We start from the raw sequence: 18,968 nt of genomic DNA, 5'->3' as shown, positions 1-18,968 counted from the left end.
ATGGAAGCCGCACTGCACCGGTTCGTACGTCTGCTGCGGCTGTACGGCGTACGCGTGAGCGTGAGCGAGGTCCTCGACGCCATGCATGCCGCCGCCACGCCGGGTCTGCTGCGCGACCGGGAGTCGCTGCGCGCCGCTCTGTCGGTGACCTTGATCAAGGATCGCCGCGACCTGCCCACCTTCGAGACCGTCTTCGACGCGTTCTTCTTCCTGTTGCCCGTGCTGGCCAAGGAGGACGAGCACTCCCACGCGCACGACGACCTGTCCGACGAGGGGGATCTGCAGCAGTTCACGCTGTCCCAGGAGCCCGGTGACACCCCGTCGCAGGGACACAGCCACGGCGAGCCGGACGACATCCGCGACTACTTCCGCCCCGAGGACCTGGTGCAGCAGTTCAACCTGCACCAGGAGGCCAACAAGCTCGACATGTCCTCCAGCACCGACGAGGTGGTGCTGTCCAAGGACAAGGTCGACGCCCTGGTGGAGGCTGCCCGCGTACGGCTGTCGGTGCGCAGACTGCACAACCCCGGACTGCCCGGCACCATCGCCAAAGCCCCCGGTGTCGAGGTGGACGCCGACCTGTCCGTGGCGCAGGAGATGGCGCTGCTCGGCTGGCTCGCCGACTCCGACCTGCCCGACGGTGACGACGACGAGGAGAACGCCGACCTGGAGGCGATGCGCCAGAAGCTCGCGCCCCTGCTCGACGGGCTGTCCGACAGCCTGCGCCGCCATCTGCAGAAGATGCTCGACCTGCAGGTCGACATGGAGCAGCGTGAGCACGAGATCGCCCAGGCCGAGCAGATCGACCAGTGGGAGCGCTTCACCATGGAGCAGTCGCTGCGCCGGATCGTGCGCGGACTGCACGGCGCGCCGCGTCCACGGCGCCAGATCGCCTCGACGGGCACGGTCGACGGGGCACGCACGATGCGCGCCAACATGCGCTACGACGCGATCCCGTTCCGCCCGGTGACGGTGCGCAAGACGCCGGACCGGCCCCGGCTCGTGGTGCTTGCCGACGTGTCTCTGTCGGTCCGCTCGACCGCCCAGTTCACCCTGCACCTCGTGCAGGGACTGGCGTCGCTGGTGTCCTCGGTGCGCAGTTTCGTTTTCGTCGACCAGGTCGCCGAGGTCACCGACATGTTCGATCAGCTGCGCCCGCAGGAGGCGCTCACCCGGATCATGGCGGGCCCGGTCGGCGGGGGTCCGATCGACGTCGACGCGGACACCGACTGCGGAAGCGCGTTCTCGACGTTCCTGGAGGAGTACGGCTCGGCCGTGCACTCCCGGACGACGTTCGTGGTGCTGAGCGACGGCCGGGGCAACGGTCACGATCCCGGGATGCGAGCCTTCGAGGAGTTGACCCGGCGTGCCCGCCACACCATCTGGCTGACGCCGGAACCGCGCTACTCCTGGGGGCTCGGCCGCTGCGACGTGCCGCTTTACGCCGAGTACTGCGACGCGGTCCACGTCGTGCGCGGGCTGGAGTCCCTCGAGTCGGTCTCCCTGGAGCTGGGCCAGGAGGTGCGATGAGCGTCAGTGCGGTGGGCGGCGCCGAGGCGCTCGACCCGTTCCGCCCGCTGCGAGAGGGCCGGTACGCCGACGGCACGGTCGACATCGCGCCGGAGTCCCTGCGCCCGGCGCCGGGGGCCCGGCACATCGTGCGCACCGAGCACTTCGACCTGTCCGGGCGCGGTCCTGAACTGATCGTGCGGCACGTGCTGACCGCCGACACGATCGATGAAGACCTCACCGGGCTGCTCTGGAGTGAACTGTTCGAGCCGGGCTGGGTGCGCGGCGCCGACTCCTTCGAGCGCATCGTCACCGGGGTCGTGCGGACCACGTGCGCTGACCCACTCGATGCGTGGACGGCGTTCTATCGCAACACCATCCGCCGGCTCGACGAGTGCGTCGGCGACACCTTCACCGGCTCCGGATGCCCTCAGGGCATCGAGGGTTATGCCCCGGTCTACACCCGTGCGCGCGCGTTGTGCGGGGACAGCGTGCTGGAGCTGGGGTGCTGCTTCGGATTCCTGTCGTTGCTGCTGGCCCGGGACGGCATCGCCGCCACGGCCTCGGACGTCTCGGCGGGCACCGTCGGGCTGCTGTCCGCGGTCGCGGCGCGCCTCGGTCTCGGCATCCGCACCCTGGTGGCCGATGCGACGCACGTGCCGGCCGCAAGCGGGTGCGCCGACACCGTCCTGATGCTGCACCTGCTGGAGCACCTGGACGACGAACAGGGTGAGCGCGCCATCGCCGAGGCGTTGCGGTTGGCCCGGCGCCGCGCCGTGATCGCCGTACCGCTGGAGGAGGATGCCAACGAGACGTTCGGTCACGTGCGCACCATCGACCTGGCCGATCTGGACGACTGGGGCCGGCGCAGCGGCCGGCCGTACGAAGTCGCCGAGCACCACGGCGGCTGGCTGACCATCGACTGCTCTGTCTGAGCGCCGGCGCCAGATCCAGGTGCTGATCAGGTACGGATCCGACCGCCCCGCTGCATTATTGGGTCTCCGGAGCCTCTGGATCCCCGATCGAAATGAGCGCGCCCACGGCGAACCTGAACGCTCTGGCGCATCGGGGGCAGCACACAACCAGCCCGGCCTCAGGGTCCCGATGGCCTGGGACGACTTTCACTTGCTCCCCGTCGTCCGGGCACACGAGGTAGTTCATCCGCCGGACTCCAGAGCCGCTGGCTGGACGCGCTCACTCTCCGAACGCAGTCGGGCAATCCAAGTGGGCGCGCTGCGGCCGGGCGACAGGGATCAGTTTTGGCGACAGGCCGGATTCAGGTGCTGCGTGGTCGCCGCAACGCATCGAGCATGCGCGTGGGCATCCGCGTGAGCGCGGCAGTGCTCTCGTCCTCGGTGTCGGTGAGGGCCTGGACTTCCGCGTTGGTCAGGTCCGTGGCGATCTCGGCGGCGTGAAGGTTGTCATCGAGGTGCGTGATCCTCTGGGTTCCAGGGATCGGGACGATGACCGCGGAACGTCGCAGCAGCCACGCGAGGGCGATGGTCGGCTCGGAGACGCGGAGCCGACGGGCGGGCGCGGTGAGGGCGTCGAGGCCGGCGATGCCGCCGGTGGCGAGCGGGAAGTACGGCACGAACGCGATGCTGTCTCGTTCGCAGGCGGCGAGAACTTCGACGCCTGATCGGTCGATGAGGTTGTACCGGTTCTGCACTGCAGCGATCTTGGTGACCTGCTGCGCGCGGGCGAGGAGTTCGGAGTTCGCTCCCGAGATCCCGATGCGGTCGATCTTGCCTTCACGCTGCATGTCCACCAGGGCGCCGAGAGAGTCCTCCAGCGGCACGTCCTCCGCGATGGATCCGGCGCGACCTTCGCTGTCGCCCCAGAGTCGCAGGTAGGTCAGGCTGCTGCGCTCGGTGCGCAGGTCGAACAGAGCGTCCTCGACCTGGGAACGGATCGTGTCCGGTCTGCTGTCAGTGACCCACTCGCCTCGGGGCCCTCGGGTCGCGCCGACCTTGTTGCCGATGATGATGTCGTCGCCGAAGGGCGCCAAGGCGCGGCCGATGAGCTGATTCACCGTCCGCGGGCCGTACGCGTTCGCGGTGTCGAAGAATCGGACGCCCTGTTCGACGGCATGTTGGAGGAGCGCGATGGCGTTGTTCGGATCTTGGGGTAGCCCGATGACGCCCGCACCGGCGAGTTGCATGGCCCCGTACCCCACGCGAGGAACGATCAGGTCGCCGATCTGCAGGCTCGGGTCGAAGCGGCTCTCGTGTGTTGTGCTCGTCATGGTCGGGATCCTTTCGGGGGTGCGGCTGCGCGCTCTTCCTCGGCAATGGCGCGCAGCCACTGGGTCAAGAGCGCCGATTCGGCGGAGGTGAATCGTGCTGCGACCTCTGGCAGTTCGCGAAGCAGCGCCCGCGCGGCCTGGTCCGGCGAGGTCGACGCCGAGGACTGCCCGGTGAGTTGTTCGATCAACGCGGCGCGGGTCGCCAGCGCCGCAGGGTTGTCGACCGGTCGGTGCTGCCGGTTCAGCTGGGTGACGCACCCGATCGCCATCCCGGTCGTCATCGCCGCCGCGGTGTCGACGTCGACGCGCAAGAGGCCGGCGTCACGCATCCGCTCCAGGGCTGCGCGCAGATGCGTGTCCGCCGTTGCGGCGGCGGCGCTCACGCGGCCGGGCGAGTACATCAGGGCGTACAGGGTCGGGTTCGCGACGCCGAACTCGACGTGCAGGTCCCATCCGGCGCAGAAGTCGGTGACGAGATCGCCGGTCCGGAGCATCCCGTGCTTGCGCTGCAGGTAGTCGGCGAACGCCCGCTCCACGACCGCGTCGAGGAGGCCCTCTTTCGTGCCGAAGTGGTGGTAGAGCGTCGGGGCTGCTACGCCCGCCGCCTCATACAACTCGCGCGTGCTCGGCTCGTGCGACGGCTGCGCGGCAAGCAGTTCGGTCGCGGCATCGAGAAGACGGGTCCGTCCAGACGGCATATACCGATGGTATATCAATCAATGCTCTACGTGTACCGCTGGTTCTCTACCTGCAGAAGCGCGGAGGAAGCGAGACCGCAGAACCCGTCAGCTTCCTGACCTGACGGGTACCGAGCGCGCACCGAGAACGCCCGGGTGGGCCGAGTCTGGGGCCTGCGGTGCTCATCGGCTTCGGTGCCACTGCAATCGGCGGCGCCGGCGGTGGTCGGACTCGCCCGGCTGATCGAGTGTTCGCTCCAACCACGCCATCACGAACGGCAAGGAACCCACCACCAGCAGAATGGCGAGGATGAGCTCGACATCTTCATCAATCCCCATGTCCCGAGCATCCCACTCGCTCCCTGATTCCCGCATGAGCCGACCGGCCCCCGCACCGACCGGGACCGCGAGTTGACGCGGACGAAGTATTAGGCAAGCCTCACCTAATGATTCGATGGAATTCGGAGGGCGCACGATGAGCCTGACAAGCACCCTGCTGCTGGGCTTCATCGCCGGCGTGACCATCGTTATCGGGTTGCCCCTGGGGCGGATGCGCGCTCCCGCGCCGGGCCTGCGGGTGTTCCTGAACGCGACCGCGGTGGGGGTCCTGCTGTTCCTGTTCTGGGACGTGCTCGCGGCCGCGTGGGAGCCCATCGACTCAGCGCTCGGCAAGGTGCACGACGGCAATGGCAGCCTGGGGCCGGTGTTCGGGTACGGCGTGCTGTTCGCCGCCGGCCTGAGCGCGGGACTCCTCAGCCTGGTCGCGTACGACCGCTACATGGCCCGCACGGCCCATCCCACCGGCCACGGCGGGCCGGGCGCGATGGCTGCGACCGATCGCTCCGCCCGGGCGCGGGGTGTCCGCACGTGGCCCGCGGGCCGTCGTCTGGCACTGCTGATCGCCGTCGGGATCGGCCTGCACAACTTCGCTGAGGGTCTCGCCATCGGACAGGCAGCCGCCAGCAACGCCATCTCGCTGGCCACCGTGCTGGTCATCGGTTTCGCCCTGCACAACGCCACCGAGGGATTCGGCATCGTCGCGCCGCTGGCCGCCGACCGCCGTCTCGAGGACCCCGCCACCCGGCCCAGCTGGAGATTCCTCCTCGCTATGGCCGCCATCGGAGGGGGCCCCACCTTCGTCGGCACCGCGGTCGGGCACACCTTCACCTCCGAGCCGGTCAGTGTCGCGTTCCTCACCCTGGCCGCAGGCTCCATCGTCTACGTCATCGTCCAACTCCTCGGCGTGACCGCTCGCGCCCGCCGCGCCGATCTGGTGGCCTACGGGCTCTTGGTCGGTCTGCTCGCCGGCTTCGTCACCGATGCCATCGTCAGCGCCGGCGGCGCGTGAGAGTTGGAGCCATGTGCCCGGGCCGTTAGATTGGCCCACGAACGGGAGTAGTCCCTCGACTGGATGTCGACATACTGGCCGCCTCGCGCGTCCCGGTGTCCAGGGTCGGTGATGCCGGCTGGACGAGACGTTCGGACCACCATCAGCCCCTGGCTGCCGGTCCGACGTCTCCTGTTCTACGCCGGAGGGTTGGGTCGCGGCCGCGATCCACGAGGAACTTTCAGTGCTCAGTGCATCCGTCATCGCCATCGTCTTCGGCCTCATCTTCGTCGCCGAGCTGCCCGACAAGACCGCCGTGGCGGGTCTCGTCCTCGGCACCCGCTTTCCCTGGTTGTGGGTCTTCGTCGGGATGGCCGCGGCCTTCCTGACCCACGTCGTCATCGCTGTCGCCGCGGGCTCGCTCTTGACCCTGCTGCCGCGCAGGCCGGTGGAATTCGTGGTCGCTGCCCTCTTCCTTCTCGGTGCGGTCCTGGTGTGGCGCGAAGGTCAGGGCACCGAAGAGGAGGAAGAGGAGGAGGTCGCCCAGACACCCGACGGTGCCGGGTTCTGGCGCGTGGCGTCGCTGGGGTACGGCGTGATCTTCGTGGCCGAATGGGGTGACCTGACCCAGATCCTCACCGCGAACCTCGCCGCGAAGTACCACGACCCGATCTCGGTCGCCATCGGCGCCACCCTGGGCCTCTGGGCAGTCGGACTGTTGGCCATCCTCGGCGGCAAGACCCTGCTGACCGTCCTGCCCCTGAAGTGGATCACTCGCGTCGCCGCGGTCGTGATGGTCGCTCTCGCCGGTTACAGCCTCATCACCGCCCTCAGCGGCTAGGCACCCGCCGTGAGGGTCGATTACAGGACGCCGCGCTTGCTCGCCTCGTAGACCGCCTCGGTACGCCGGGACACCCCGAGCTTGCGCAGGATGTTGCCGACGTGGAACTTCGCGGTGGTCTCGGCGACGTAGAGGCGGCTGCCGATCTGCCGGTTGGACAGCCCCCGCGCCAGCAGAGCGAGTACCTCGCGCTCCCGGTCGGTCAGCTGGTCCGAGGACGGGCTGGGAGCATTCAGCCCCCGCACCATCGCCGCGGCGCTGTGTGCGTCGAACGCGCTCTTGCCCGCCCCGACGTCGCGGATCGCCCGCAGTAGGGCGGAGGTGTCGACGTCCTTGACGACGTAGCCGCGCGCGCCGACCCGGACGGCCTGCAGCACCAGCGCGTCGTCGATGAACGTGGTGAGCACCAGCACCCCGATCCGGGGGTACGCCGCGGTGAGCTGCTCGCACAGCACCAGCCCCTCGGCCTCGTGCGTCGTCGACAGTTTGAGATCGAGCAGCACGATGTCCGGGTTCAGGTGCCCGATCACGGCACGCGCCTCGTCGCGGGTGGCTGCTTCGCCGACGACCTCCAGGTCGGGCTCGCGGGACAACACAGCCCGCAGGCCGTGTCGCACGATCGCGTGGTCGTCGACCAGGACCACGCGCAACGGCGTGCCCGCCGAAGGCGATCTCGGGTCGTTATCCGAGGCCCGCGTGTCCTGGTCGCGTCCGGTGGTGCTGCTCATGATCGCGACCGTACGCGGTGCGGGAGTGCTCGCACCGTCCCGGTGACGAGCATCGTCGAGGGGGTGTCGCCCGCGACGTGCGGCGGATCCAGCAGGTGCCCGATGAGGCCTGGATCGAGTGCGTCGGGCAGGGGGAGCGGCAGCCGCATCTGCACCTCGACGCCGCCCATCCGCGACCGGCGGAAGTGCAGGTCTCCGCCGGTGGAGGTGATGCGGGCGTGCAGGTTGGCCAGGCCTCGGTGGCGCCCGTCGCCGGTGGCCTCCATGGTCACTCTGAGCACCCGACGCAGCTGCGCGGGGTCGCCGTGGCCGTCGTCCGCGACGGACACGATCACGCGCTCGGGGCGATAGTTCACGCGCACGACCGCGCGGGTGGCGCCCGAGTGCACCTTGACGTTGAAGAGCGCTTCGCCGACGGCGCGAGTCAGCTCGTGCCGCACGCTCTCGGGAAGCGCGATCTCCGTGCCGTGCACCCGCAGCCGCACGCTGACCTTGCCGTCGTGCTGGCGCACCAATTCTGAGAGCAGCTCCGGCAGGCTGCGCACCGTGTCGTCGCGGTGCTGGCTCAGCGCGTAGATCGCCTGCCGCAGCTGGTCGACCACGTCGCGCGACAGGTCCCGCGCCACCCGCAGCTGCTGCCGGATGGGCGCGGTGCTGGCGCCGTGCTGCTCCTGCCACTGCGCAGCGTCCCGTTCGGCGAGATCGACGGTCATGCCCACGGTCAGCACCTGCTGGGCCACGGTGTCGTGCAGTTCGCGGGCGATCCGGTGCCGCTCCTCGTCGACGATCAGCCACTGATCGGCGACCACCAATCGATCCCGGGCGCGTTGCAGAGCGGCGGTGCGCTCGGCGAGGTCGCGGGCCTGGGCCGCGGTCTCGTCGTGCAGCCGCTGGGCGCGCCGGTGCAGGGCGGTGCCGGCCTGGAACTGCTCGGAGGTGTGCAGCGACACGGCCGCCTGATTGGCGAGGATGCGTAGCACCGACAGGTCACCCGGCTCGGGGTCGCTCGGGAGTCCGTGCAGCAGCGCGATCCCACCGACGGCCGCACCCTCGAGATTCATCGGCACCCGCACCCACCCGCGGCTGTCGACGACGGGCGCCTGGTGACCGGCCCGCAACGAGCCCAGCTCGCGACGTACGGCGCGGGGCAGTTCGCGGTCGCCGACGACGTGCCGCTCGCTGTCGACCACGACGAATCGCGGTCGCGCGCCGGGCAGCTGACCGTCGGCGAGGCTGAGCAGGGTCCAATGGGCGCTGAGGTGGGCACTCGCCGTCCGCGCGACCTCCTCGAGCAGCCCGCGCGGTCCTTCCACGGTGCGCACCAGCGCGCGGGAGATCGAGTCCATGGCGCGCACGGCGCGGGCCAATCGTTCGTCGGACTCGCGGTATTCGCGGTAGTAGGACCGCTTGCCCGAACGCAGACCGGTGAGCGACGCCAGATCGGGTCGACGGGAGTCGATGACGTCGTCCGTGCTCTGGGGATCGGCGGTCACAGGGCCGCCCTGAAGAGCGCCGTGATGTCGCCGACGGAGGCGCTGCGGGGATTGGTGGTGAGGCAGGCGTCCTCCAAGGTGGTGCCGGCGAGCCGGTCGCAGTCCTGCTCGGTGACGCCGAGCGCCGAGAGGCCCTTGGGGACGCCGACCTGGTCCGCGAGCCGTCGCGCGAGGTCGGCGAGCTGGTTCGCGGCCTGCTCGCCGCTCCACCCGTGGGTGTCTAGACCGACCGCGTCGGCGAGCCCGATGAAACGCTCGGGAGCCGACTGGGCGTTGTAACGGATCACGTGGGGTAGCAGGACCCCGTTGATGACGCCGTGCGGTGCGTCCAGCAGTCCGCCCACCTGATGGCTCATGGCGTGGGTCGCGCCCAGGATCGCGTTGCTGAACGCCAGCCCGGCGTTGAGGCTGGCCTCCGCCATCGCCGAACGCGCCTCCCCGTCGTGAGGGTGGTCCATCGTGGTGCGCAGGTGGCCGACCACCTGGCGTACGGCGCACAGCGCGTGCATGTCCGCGAGGGGGTTGTGCGCCAGCGAGACGAACGCCTCGACCCCGTGGGTGAGCGCGTCGAGCCCGGTGGCGGCGTTGAGCCAGGCTGGCATGGTGTGCAGCAGGCGAGGGTCGGTGATGGAGATGTCCGGGACCAGGGCCCGGCCCATGATCGTGACCTTCACCGAGCGCCGGGTGTCGGTGACGATGCAGAACTGGGACACGTCCGCGCCGGTGCCCGACGTCGCGGGGATCATCAGCGTGGGAGGGATCGGCAGCGCGACCTGGTCGACCCCCCGATAGTCGAGGATGTCGCCGCCGTTGCCCGCGAGCACCGCGACCCCCTTGGCTGCATCGATGCAGGACCCGCCACCGAGGCCGATGATCACGTCGGCGTCGCACGCGACGTACGCCGCGTGCGCAGCGGCGATCTCGTGATCCTTGGGATTGGGGCTGACCTTCTCGTAGACCTGCGGATCCAGGCCGCTGGCGCGCAGCACGACCTCCAGCTCGGCCAGCCATCCCGCCTCGACGATGCCGTCGTCGGTGACCACGAACGGACGCTTGGCACCCAGCCGACCGGCGGCGAAACCGGCCTCGCCGAGCGATCCGGCCCCGAAGACGACTTCGGGGGCGTGGAACTTCAACAGCGTCATGGGCGCACCTCGTCCGACCGCGGTCGCGGTCATCGAGACCACGGTAACCGCCGAATGTGAGTCAGGACACAGAGTCGCCAAGCTGTGCGCCCTCCGGGAGCGCGGGGTTCAGCGGCACGCCATGAGGCGGACGCACGCAGGGCACGCCGGGTCGCATGCGGCATGGGGCGCCGCGGACGCCGTACCCTCCGGAGTACGTCGTGAGTCAGGACTGAACCAGCGGGGGCCGGTCACTGTCGAACAGGGTGGGATTTCAAGACGATGGACCGAGGCATGCGTAGGTCCCTCGTGGGAGGGGTCCCTCGATGAAACTCATCCTCATCGGGGCGCTCGTCGCGCTCGCCGCCAGCCTGGTCGGCACCCGCTACTTCATCTCGTTGGCCAGGCGCCACGGCTGGGGGCAGTTCGTCCGTGACGACGGTCCGACGAGTCACCACACCAAGCGCGGCACGCCCCAGATGGGCGGCATCGTGATCATCACCGGTTCGGTAGGCGGGTACGCGCTGGCGCACCTCCTCACCTGGGCCGCGCCCACCGTGTCCGGGCTGCTCGTGCTCTTCCTGATGGTCGGGATCGGGTTCGTCGGCTTCCTCGACGACTGGACCAAGATCTCCCGCGAACGATCGCTCGGCCTGCGGTCGGTCGAGAAGCTCGCCGGTCAGACCGTCGTCGCGGTCGTCTTCGCCATCCTGGCGACCAGGTTCGCCCGCGGCGGCATCACCCCGGCGAGCTACCGCATCTCGTTCGTGCGCGACACGTGGTTCGACCTCGCCGTGCACGGCACCGTCATCGGGGTCGTCCTCTTCGTGCTCTGGGCGAACCTGATGATCGCCGGCACGAGCAACGGCGTGAACCTCACCGACGGCCTGGACGGTCAGGCCTCCGGTGCCTGCGCCATGGTGTTCGGTGCCTATGTGCTGATCAGCGTGTGGCAGTTCAACCAGAACTGCCGGTTCGTCAGTTCGACCAAGTGCTACGACGTACGCGACCCGCTCGACCTGGCCGTGGTCGCCGCCTGCGTGATGGGCGCCTGCTTCGGATTCCTCTGGTGGAACGCCTCACCGGCGCAGATCTTCATGGGCGACACCGGCTCACTCGGCCTGGGCGCGGCGCTCGCCGGACTGGCGATCATGACCCGCACGGAACTGCTGATGATCGTCCTCGGCGGACTCTTCGTCTTCGAGACGGTGACCGTCATCCTGCAGGTGGGGTACTTCAAGGCGACCAAGCGGACCAACGGCGGCGTCGGCAAGCGGCTGTTCAAGATGACACCGATCCACCACAGCTTCGAGATGGTCGGATGGGAGCAGGTCACCGTCACGATCCGCTTCTGGATCATCTGCGGGCTGTGTGTGGCGGCGGGCCTCGGATTGTTCTACGCCGAATGGGTCGTCGTCTGACGAGATCCCGCACCCTGATCGACGCGACCGAGGCTCCCTGGCACCGGACGCTCCTGCACATCCCGTTCGGTGGCCATCCGCACCGGCCGGACCACCGTTCGACGTGAGGACTGAGGATGAGACAGAGCGCCGGAGTACGCGCCATGGTCGAGAAGCTCTACGACGTGATGCGGTCCGCGGACCTGCAGTCCGCCGAGGAACTCCTGTCGACGGATATGACCGTGGCGATCGGCACCGACGAGGACGAATGGGACACCGATCGGGCCGTCGCCGTCGCCGGGTTCGTCACGCAGACCCAGGAGGCCGGTCCCCTCAGGATCCAGGCCGGGGCGCCTCGTGGGTACAGCGACGGCTCGTTCGGGTGGTTCGAGGACCGGGCGTTGGTCACTTTCAGCGACGGTGAGTCGGCGCCGGTGAGGGTCACGGGCGTGGTGCGGTACGAGAACGGCCGGTGGCGGCTCGTGCAGGTCCATACCTCGATCGGACTCCCCAATGCGGAGTTCGGGCTCGATCTCACCACCAACCCGGGCTCACAACGGGACTGACGAGGCGGCTGCTCCGGCGCGCGGATCAACGAGAGACGCGGTCGGCCCGCGACTGGTCGAGCGACCGCAGGCCCGCCAGTCCGGCGGAGATGGTGGCGGTGTCGCTCGAGCGCAGGTCCTGGACGTACCTCTTGATCAGGGTCGTGGACACGCCCGCGGCCTGCGCCTGGCGCAGGTTCTCGGGCTGGTCCAGCTGCATGGAGAGCACGGCACGCGCCGCCGCCCGCGGGTCCGGTGTCGCCGCGGCCGTGGTGACCCGGGGCGCGGAGGCGCCGGAGGCCGCGTCGAGCACGGGGCCCACGAGACCGGCGTACGCCTGCTGACCGGAACGGTCCGGGTGGAAGGAATCGCCGATCGGCAGGCTCAGACCGTTGATCCACGGGGCCGAGCTGCAGGGGGCGTGGCCGCTGAAGCGGGCGCGCGGATCGACGAAGGAGAAGCCGTACGACGCCGCCGTCGTGCGCAGGAGCGCGTCCAGTTCGTCGGTGCCCGCGTCGAGACCTGAGCGGTCCTGGGCACTGAAGAAGGTGAGCGCGTCGCAGTCCCTGGTGCCCAGCACGTGCGGGTATCCGACCACCGTCACCTGCGCGTGCGGTGCCCGGCCGCGGACCTGGGAGAACAGCGCGCGCAGCCGCCCCGGCAGTCGGGTGCGCAGGATGCTGCGTCCCGCGCCGATCGCGCCCGTGCAGTCGCTGAGCCACGACGGGCTGGCGCAGGTGAAGAGCACGAGCGCGAACCCGACGTCGTTGCCGCCGATCGTGATCGACACCCGTGAGGTGCCCGCTCCCAGGGTGCCGAGCTGCTGCTCGCTCGTCGTCGCCGTGGTCGCGCCGCTGCACGCCTGGTAGCTAAGGGCCAGGCCGTACCGCTCGGCCACCAGCGGGGCCCAGCCCCGCGCCGAGCGGTAACAGACGCCGGTCGACCCTCCGGAGCCCACGCCCGCGGCGTACGAATCGCCCAGTGCGACGTAGGAGTTCGTGCCCGTCGCGGTGCCCGTGCCCGGAGGCACCGTGGGGGTCCCGGACGTCGGGGTCGGTGCGGTCGAGGTCGTCGGTGACGTCGACGTGGCGGCGGAGGACGACGGTGCCGGCGATCCGCCGGAGCAGCCGGCGAGCAACGCCGGGACCAATGCGGCGGCGGCGATCCGGGCGCGCACCGGCCGTCGTCGGTGCGGTCTCAGTGGCAGGCCTTTCCGGGCGTCGGCGCGACGTCCAGCGCCGGGTTCTGGTCGAAGAACCCGGTGGGCTTCAGCCAGAAGGAGATCGTGTCGGCCGGCATCACCGGCCACTCCTCCATCCGTGGCACGTGGTGGATGCCGAAGGTGTACCAGAGCACGACATCGGTGTCCTCGATCGACCGGTCCGCGCTCGTCCACGCGGGCAGCCCCTCGTCGCTGGTGCTCTGGTTGACGAATTCGCCGCAGGGCCAACGCTCCTCGGCGGTGTACGGCGTCACCCACAGAGTGTGCTCGAGCACGCCGGCCCGTGCGAGCACGGGGCAGTGGGGGTCGAACATCGGCGGCACCGCCGCGCCCGGCACGAGTTTGTACGCGACCGGTCCGCCGACCTTGTTGGTGCGGCCGGGGTTGGTGACCTTCCAGGACCGCTGGGTGGACCACTCGTAGTCCTGTCGGCCTTCGGACTCGGTGCGCAGCGGCACGCTGCGTTGGGTGAGTGCGAGCCCGTACGGGTTGTCCGGACCCGTCGGCAGCCGCTGCGTCTCGGACATCACCACGGTGTTGCCCGCCGTGCCCGGGTCGCCGTCGGCGTCGACGGCCAGATCGAGGCGCGCCACGATGAAGTGCTGGTGGATCGGGGCGTACGTCTGGTGATCCACGACGGTGCCGTACGGCGGCGGGGTGTCACCGTCGTACGGCGTGGTCACCATGATCCCGGTGGCGCGCACCTCGCACTCGATGTTGCCGTCCTCGTAGAAGCGCCAGTAGACGAGGTATTCGTAGTTGGCGACGGTGACGTGGAACGACACGACCAGGCGGCGCATCCGCCGTACCTCGGCGCCGGCCCGCTCGTCGACGTGCTTCCAGAGCACGGCGGCGTCCTCCTCGTGCAGACAGATCGCCTGCGGGATCTCGCGCGGCTGGCCGGCGGTGTCGTGCAGGGTGGCGTCGACGTAGACGATCTCGCCCAGGCAGTCGCAGCCGAGCTCCAACGATCGGGTCATGAAGCCCAGTCCCCACTCGCCGATGTCGTACGCCGTGCGGCGCACGTGATTCGGCGTGGGGTCGCGGTAGGGCACCACCATCTCGGCGAACGACAACCGGTCGGCGATCGACCGCACCCGCGGCTGGCCGGCCTCGTCGACCCCGTCCTCGTACCCCACGCGGTGCAGCACCAGGCCCTCGCGGTAGTTGAAACCGAGGCGCAATCTCCAGCGTTGCCAACGCAGTTCGTTGCCGCGCAGCTCGAAGCAGACTCCGTCGGGCTGGGTGATCTCCAACGGTGCGCGGTCGCTACGAGCCCGGTAGTCGGGGATGTGCTCGGGTGCGTACTCGCCGTCGACCGGTGCGAACCCGCTGGGCAGCGACGCGGGCGCGCCGGTGTCCTCGATCTCCAGCAGCTCCATCGTGTTCATGTCCACGATGAGCTTCAGGCCGCTGACCGGGTGCGCGTACGGGTTGGAGGTGGGCGCGTCACGCACCCACACGTCGCACCAGCCGATCCGCCGGCCGCGGTACTGCTCGGGGATCAGGAAGCCGCCGTACGTCCACAGGTCGATGAGCACCAACGACATGTCGGTCACGCCGCGCCCGGCGAGTGCCGCTGCCACAGAAGGGTTTTCGCGCATCGCATGGTCGCAGTCGTGCCACTCGTCGGTGGTGGCGTTCGGCTGGTGACCGGGCACGGCCTCCCACGAGAGCACCCGGTCGCCGGTGATCGAGACGACACCCTTGTACGCCGTGCCGTCGGCCCTGTCCCAGACGACGACCCGCGCTTCGCGGGCGATCGCCTGCCCCTGCTCGAACGTGCGGACGAGGTCCTTGGCCGGCTCCCGCAGCTCGATGGACGCGACCCGCCACCCCGGCCCGAATCCCTTGTCGCGGCGCAGGATCGCGGTCGTGGCCCGGAACTCCTCGGACGACAGGGGGTCCAGCGGATGGGCGGTGCTCGGGGTGGCGACGTCGGTCACGGTGCTCCTGGCGGACGGTGGGAGATGCGCTCCCACCCAGCATCGCACCGTCCACGCGCCCCCGCCCCGCCCCCGGGCCGTGCACCGAGGACGGGCGTCCATGCACCGAGGGCGTGGTGCGCCGACCCCGCCGGTTTGCGTCCGTGGCCAGGGCTGCAGCACTGGCCACGGACGTAAACCCCCACCGGCCGCCGCATCTGCTCTCAGCACGAGGAGGAGAAAGGGAAGGTTGAGTGGAATCGACTCAACTTGTCCCGCGTTGTACCCGGCAGATGAGAGAGGACGACCCCAGAGCCGGCGGGCGCGTGGCACGCTCGGAACGGGTCGTCCTCCACAAGCCGTTCGACCAGGGAGATCATGTGGACCTTCAACTGACTACCAAGGCGCAGGAGGCGGTCTCGACCGCCGTCCAGGGCGCGGCGAGCGCCGGCAACCCGCAGGTGGAGCCTGCGCACCTGCTGCTCGCGCTCGCAGAGCAGACCGAGACGACGACCGCGCCACTGCTGGAAGCCGTCGGGACGACCGCCGCCGCGGTGGCGGCCACCGCGCGGAAGGCGATCGCCGGCCTCCCGGCCGCGACCGGGAGCTCGGTTGCGCAGCCGAGCATGTCGCGAGCGTTCGTCAACGTGCTGGAGCAGGGTCGCGCCGCCATGACCGCGATGGCCGACACCTTCACCTCCACCGACCACCTGCTGCTCGCGCTCGCGCACACCGGTGACTTCGGCCTGGACGCCGACGCGATCCAGGCCGCCGTACCGGCGACTCGTCGCGGCGCCAAGGTGACGTCCGCACAGCCGGAGGGGATGTTCGACGCGCTGGAGAAGTACGGCACCGACCTGACAGCCGTCGCCCGTGAGGGCAAGCTCGACCCGGTCATCGGGCGCGACTCGGAGATCCGGCGCGTCGTGCAGGTGCTGTCCCGGCGCACCAAGAACAACCCGGTGCTCATCGGCGAGCCCGGCGTCGGCAAGACCGCCGTCGTCGAGGGTCTGGCGCAGCGCATCGTGGCCGGAGATGTGCCGGAATCGTTGCGCGACAAGCGTCTTGTCAGCCTCGACCTCGGTGCGATGGTCGCGGGGGCGAAGTTCCGTGGCGAGTTCGAGGAGCGGCTGAAGGCCGTGCTGGAGGAGATCAAGAACGCCGGCGGCCAGGTCGTCACCTTCATCGACGAGCTGCACACCGTCGTCGGCGCGGGCGCGACCGGCGAGGGCGCGATGGACGCCAGCAACATGCTCAAGCCGATGCTGGCACGCGGGGAACTCCGGCTCGTCGGCGCGACCACGCTGGACGAGTTCCGCGAGCACATCGAGAAGGACCCCGCGCTGGAGCGCCGGTTCCAGCAGGTCTACGTCGGCGAGCCGAGCGTCGAGGACACGATTGCGATCCTGCGCGGGCTGAAGGAGCGTTACGAGGCGCACCACAAGGTGGCGATCGCGGATGCGGCGCTCGTCGCGGCGGCGTCCCTCTCGGACCGGTACATCACGGCGCGGCAGCTGCCGGACAAGGCCATCGACCTCATCGACGAGGCGGCGTCGCGGCTGCGGATGGAGATCGACTCCTCACCTGTCGAGATCGACGAGCTGCGGCGCACGGTCGACCGGCTGCGGATGGAGGAGTTGCACCTGCAGAACGAGACCGACGCCGCCTCCAAGGACCGGCTCGAGCGATTGCGCGCCGACCTGGCCGACCGCCAGGAGCAGCTGGCGGCGCTCAACGCCCGCTGGGAATCGGAGAAGGCGGGCCTCAACCGGGTCGGCGACCTCAAGGCGCAGATCGACGAGTTGCGCACGCAGGCAGACCGATTGGAGCGCGACGGCGACCTCGGGGAGGCGTCCAAGATCCGCTTCGGCGACCTGCCGGCGTTGGAGGATCAGCTCGAGCACGCTCAGGCAGCGGAGGCGACGTCGTCCACGGCCGGTGCGACCGGCGAAGGGCTGATGGTCAAGGACGAGGTCGGTGCCGACGACATCGCCGAGGTGATCTCCGCGTGGACCGGCATCCCCGCCGGGCGACTGCTGGAGGGCGAGACCGAGAAGCTGTTGCGGATGGAGGAGTTCCTCGGCCGGCGACTGATCGGCCAGACCGCGGCCGTGCAGTCGGTGTCGGACGCCGTACGCCGGTCGCGTGCGGGCGTCGCCGACCCCGACCGGCCGACCGGGTCGTTCCTCTTCCTGGGGCCGACCGGCGTCGGCAAGACCGAGCTGGCCAAGTCGCTGGCCGACTTCCTCTTCGACGATGAACGCGCGATGGTGCGCCTGGACATGTCGGAGTACTCCGAGCGGCACGCCGTCGCGCGGCTGATCGGTTCGCCGCCCGGATACGTCGGGTACGAGGAGGGCGGCCAGCTCACCGAGGCGGTGCGGCGTCGGCCGTACTGCGTGGTGCTGCTGGACGAGGTCGAGAAGGCGCACCCGGAGACGTTCGACATCCTGCTGCAGGTGCTCGACGACGGTCGGTTGACCGACGGGCAGGGCCGCACGGTCGACTTCCGCAACGTCATCCTCATCATGACCAGCAACCTGGGTTCGCAGTTCCTGATCGACCCGATGCTGTCGCAGGAGGCCAAGCGGGAGTCGGTGATGACCGCCGTCCGCACGTCGTTCAAGCCGGAGTTCCTCAACCGGCTCGACGAGGTCGTCATCTTCGACCCGCTGTCCAGGGCCGAGCTGGCGCGGATCGTCGACCTGCAGGTGGCCGCCCTCGGACGGCGCCTGTCGGATCGGCGCATCTGGCTGGAGGTGACCGACGCGGCCCGGCAGTGGCTGGCCGACGAGGGCTACGACCCGGCGTACGGCGCGCGCCCGCTGCGACGACTGGTGCAGAAGGAGATCGGCGACCGGCTGGCGAAGGCAATCCTGGCCGGGGACGTGCTCGACGGCGCCACGGTGACGGTCGACAAGCCGGAGGGCGAGTCGAGCCTCACCCTGGTCTGACGGTCGGTTGTCCGCAGTTTCGTGCACCCGTCGGCACGGAACTGCGGACAACCGCCGCGTGGCGTTGGGTCAGGCGGTGCCGAGCAGGACGCCGGTCAGCAGATCGGGCACCTCGTACGGCGTCATGTGGCCGATGCCGTCGAGCACCTCCAGGCGCGCGCCGGGGATCTCCTTCGCCAGCGCGGTGCCGAGCCGCTTGGAGGTGAGGCGGTCGCGGGTGCCGACCACCACGGTCACCGGCACCTTCGCCAACGTCGCCGCCGCGGCGGTCTCGTCGTGCAGCATTAGCGCACCGTGGAACGCGCCGAACGCGCGCAGCGAGGTCTTCGCGGTGAGTGCCCGGGAGGCCTCCAGCAGCAGCGGGTCCGGGTTCGCGCCGTACAGCGTGCGCTGTCCCTTCAGCGTCACCAGTTTGCCCATCCGGCCCGGCGTGCGGGCGAGCAGCTGCATGGCCGCGGCCTCCCCGCGAACGCCCGCACCCGTCAGGCCGCTGATGGCGGTAGAGGTCAGCAGCACCCGCTGCACCCGGCCGTCGAACGCGCGCGGGTGCGCCCCGGCGTACGCCATCACGCTCATCCCACCCATCGAGTGCCCGCCGAGGATCAGCGGCGACCCGTCGGGCACACACCGGTCGATGATGGCGTCGAGGTCGGATCCGAGGCGCCGCACGGACTCGTCCTTCGGGCGCTTGCGGCCCCGCCCGAACGTCGAGTGCCCGTGGCCGCGCTGGTCGTACGTCACGACCCGCACGCTCCGCGGCAGCCGCTCGGCCACCAGATCCCAGGACTCGTGCGCGAGGGTCCACCCGTGGGAGAGGACCACGGTGGCGGCCGAGGTGGGGTCGGAGGGTTCGCGGACGTACGCCGCGAGGCGTGCCCCGTCCGCTGTGGTCACGGTGCGATGGGCGAAAGTCGTTGTCGGCACGTGGGGCAGCCAACCATGCGCGCTCGCGGACGGCATGCGCCGCCACGGTGCGCC

At 70.0% G+C, this 18,968-nt stretch carries 15 protein-coding genes; 7 read left to right on the top strand and 8 right to left on the bottom strand.

What is annotated here, in order from left to right; translation table 11 throughout:
- Both J4030_RS02200 and mftM read left to right on the top strand, forming a co-directional pair.
- Positions 1–1,530 (top strand): VWA domain-containing protein, encoded by a 1,530-nt coding sequence (locus J4030_RS02200; RefSeq protein ID WP_208047565.1) that lies wholly within the window; start codon positions 1–3, stop codon positions 1,528–1,530.
- On the top strand, positions 1,527–2,444 hold the full coding sequence (gene mftM / locus J4030_RS02195) for a mycofactocin oligosaccharide methyltransferase MftM (RefSeq protein ID WP_208047564.1): 918 nt from the start codon (positions 1,527–1,529) through the stop codon (positions 2,442–2,444). The genes J4030_RS02200 and mftM overlap by 4 nt, the downstream gene beginning before the upstream one ends.
- Positions 2,445–2,785: 341 nt before the next feature.
- Here mftM and J4030_RS02190 read toward each other — a convergent pair whose 3' ends face one another.
- A complete protein-coding gene (locus J4030_RS02190) occupies positions 2,786–3,754 on the bottom strand; it encodes an aldo/keto reductase (protein WP_208047563.1) in 969 nt (322 codons plus the stop codon).
- Positions 3,751–4,452, bottom strand: coding sequence for a TetR/AcrR family transcriptional regulator (locus J4030_RS02185; protein WP_208047562.1), 702 nt, complete (start codon positions 4,450–4,452; stop codon positions 3,751–3,753). The genes J4030_RS02190 and J4030_RS02185 overlap by 4 nt, the downstream gene beginning before the upstream one ends.
- Positions 4,453–4,906: 454 nt before the next feature.
- Here J4030_RS02185 and J4030_RS02180 point away from each other — a divergent pair, with 454 nt between their 5' ends.
- On the top strand, positions 4,907–5,779 hold the full coding sequence (locus J4030_RS02180) for a ZIP family metal transporter (RefSeq protein WP_208047561.1): 873 nt from the start codon (positions 4,907–4,909) through the stop codon (positions 5,777–5,779).
- Positions 5,780–6,002: 223 nt separating this feature from the next.
- A complete protein-coding gene (locus J4030_RS02175; RefSeq protein WP_208047560.1) occupies positions 6,003–6,599 on the top strand; it encodes a TMEM165/GDT1 family protein in 597 nt (198 codons plus the stop codon).
- A 20-nt stretch (positions 6,600–6,619) separates the two neighbouring features.
- On the opposite strand, the gene J4030_RS02170 is transcribed toward J4030_RS02175, so the two are convergent.
- Genes J4030_RS02170 through J4030_RS02160 form a run of 3 tightly spaced genes read right to left on the bottom strand, consistent with a single transcriptional unit; the run spans position 6,620 to position 9,998 of the window.
- Positions 6,620–7,327, bottom strand: coding sequence for a response regulator transcription factor (locus J4030_RS02170; protein WP_208047559.1), 708 nt, complete (start codon positions 7,325–7,327; stop codon positions 6,620–6,622).
- Entirely contained in the window at positions 7,324–8,820 is a 1,497-nt protein-coding gene (locus tag J4030_RS02165) for a histidine kinase (protein WP_307864524.1), read from the bottom strand. Before J4030_RS02165 ends, J4030_RS02170 begins: the two co-directional genes overlap by 4 nt.
- Positions 8,817–9,998 carry an iron-containing alcohol dehydrogenase gene (locus J4030_RS02160; protein ID WP_208047558.1) on the bottom strand — a complete coding sequence of 394 codons (1,182 nt, stop codon included), beginning with the start codon at positions 9,996–9,998 and terminating at the stop codon, positions 8,817–8,819. Before J4030_RS02160 ends, J4030_RS02165 begins: the two co-directional genes overlap by 4 nt.
- 272 nt (positions 9,999–10,270) lie before the next feature.
- Between J4030_RS02160 and mraY the strand changes: the two genes are divergently transcribed.
- Positions 10,271–11,365, top strand: coding sequence for a phospho-N-acetylmuramoyl-pentapeptide-transferase (mraY, locus tag J4030_RS02155; RefSeq protein WP_208047557.1), 1,095 nt, complete (start codon positions 10,271–10,273; stop codon positions 11,363–11,365).
- Between the two features lie 116 nt (positions 11,366–11,481).
- Positions 11,482–11,910 carry a nuclear transport factor 2 family protein gene (locus tag J4030_RS02150; protein ID WP_208047556.1) on the top strand — a complete coding sequence of 143 codons (429 nt, stop codon included), beginning with the start codon at positions 11,482–11,484 and terminating at the stop codon, positions 11,908–11,910.
- A 25-nt stretch (positions 11,911–11,935) separates the two neighbouring features.
- On the opposite strand, the gene J4030_RS02145 is transcribed toward J4030_RS02150, so the two are convergent.
- Together J4030_RS02145 and J4030_RS02140 are read right to left on the bottom strand one after the other, a co-directional pair.
- Positions 11,936–13,066, bottom strand: a complete 1,131-nt coding sequence (locus J4030_RS02145) for an SGNH/GDSL hydrolase family protein (RefSeq protein WP_208047555.1) — start codon at positions 13,064–13,066, stop codon at positions 11,936–11,938.
- A gap of 20 nt (positions 13,067–13,086) precedes the next feature.
- Positions 13,087–15,057 (bottom strand): primary-amine oxidase, encoded by a 1,971-nt coding sequence (locus J4030_RS02140; RefSeq protein WP_307864523.1) that lies wholly within the window; start codon positions 15,055–15,057, stop codon positions 13,087–13,089.
- 359 nt (positions 15,058–15,416) lie between these two features.
- On the opposite strand from J4030_RS02140, the gene clpB reads away from it, so the two are divergent.
- Positions 15,417–17,990: an ATP-dependent chaperone ClpB gene (gene clpB / locus J4030_RS02135; protein ID WP_208047553.1), complete on the top strand. Its 2,574-nt coding sequence runs from the start codon at positions 15,417–15,419 to the stop codon at positions 17,988–17,990.
- A 69-nt stretch (positions 17,991–18,059) separates the two neighbouring features.
- Here the strand turns inward: clpB and J4030_RS02130 are convergent, their stop codons facing one another.
- Positions 18,060–18,884: an alpha/beta fold hydrolase gene (locus J4030_RS02130; protein WP_208047552.1), complete on the bottom strand. Its 825-nt coding sequence runs from the start codon at positions 18,882–18,884 to the stop codon at positions 18,060–18,062.
- Positions 18,885–18,968 lie beyond the last annotated feature (84 nt).

Origin of the sequence: Allobranchiibius sp. CTAmp26 (assembly GCF_017565405.1) — a bacterium.
In the GTDB taxonomy this organism is placed as follows: Bacteria; Actinomycetota; Actinomycetes; order Actinomycetales; family Dermatophilaceae; genus Allobranchiibius.
This window is presented reverse-complemented; position numbering and strand designations above follow the sequence as displayed.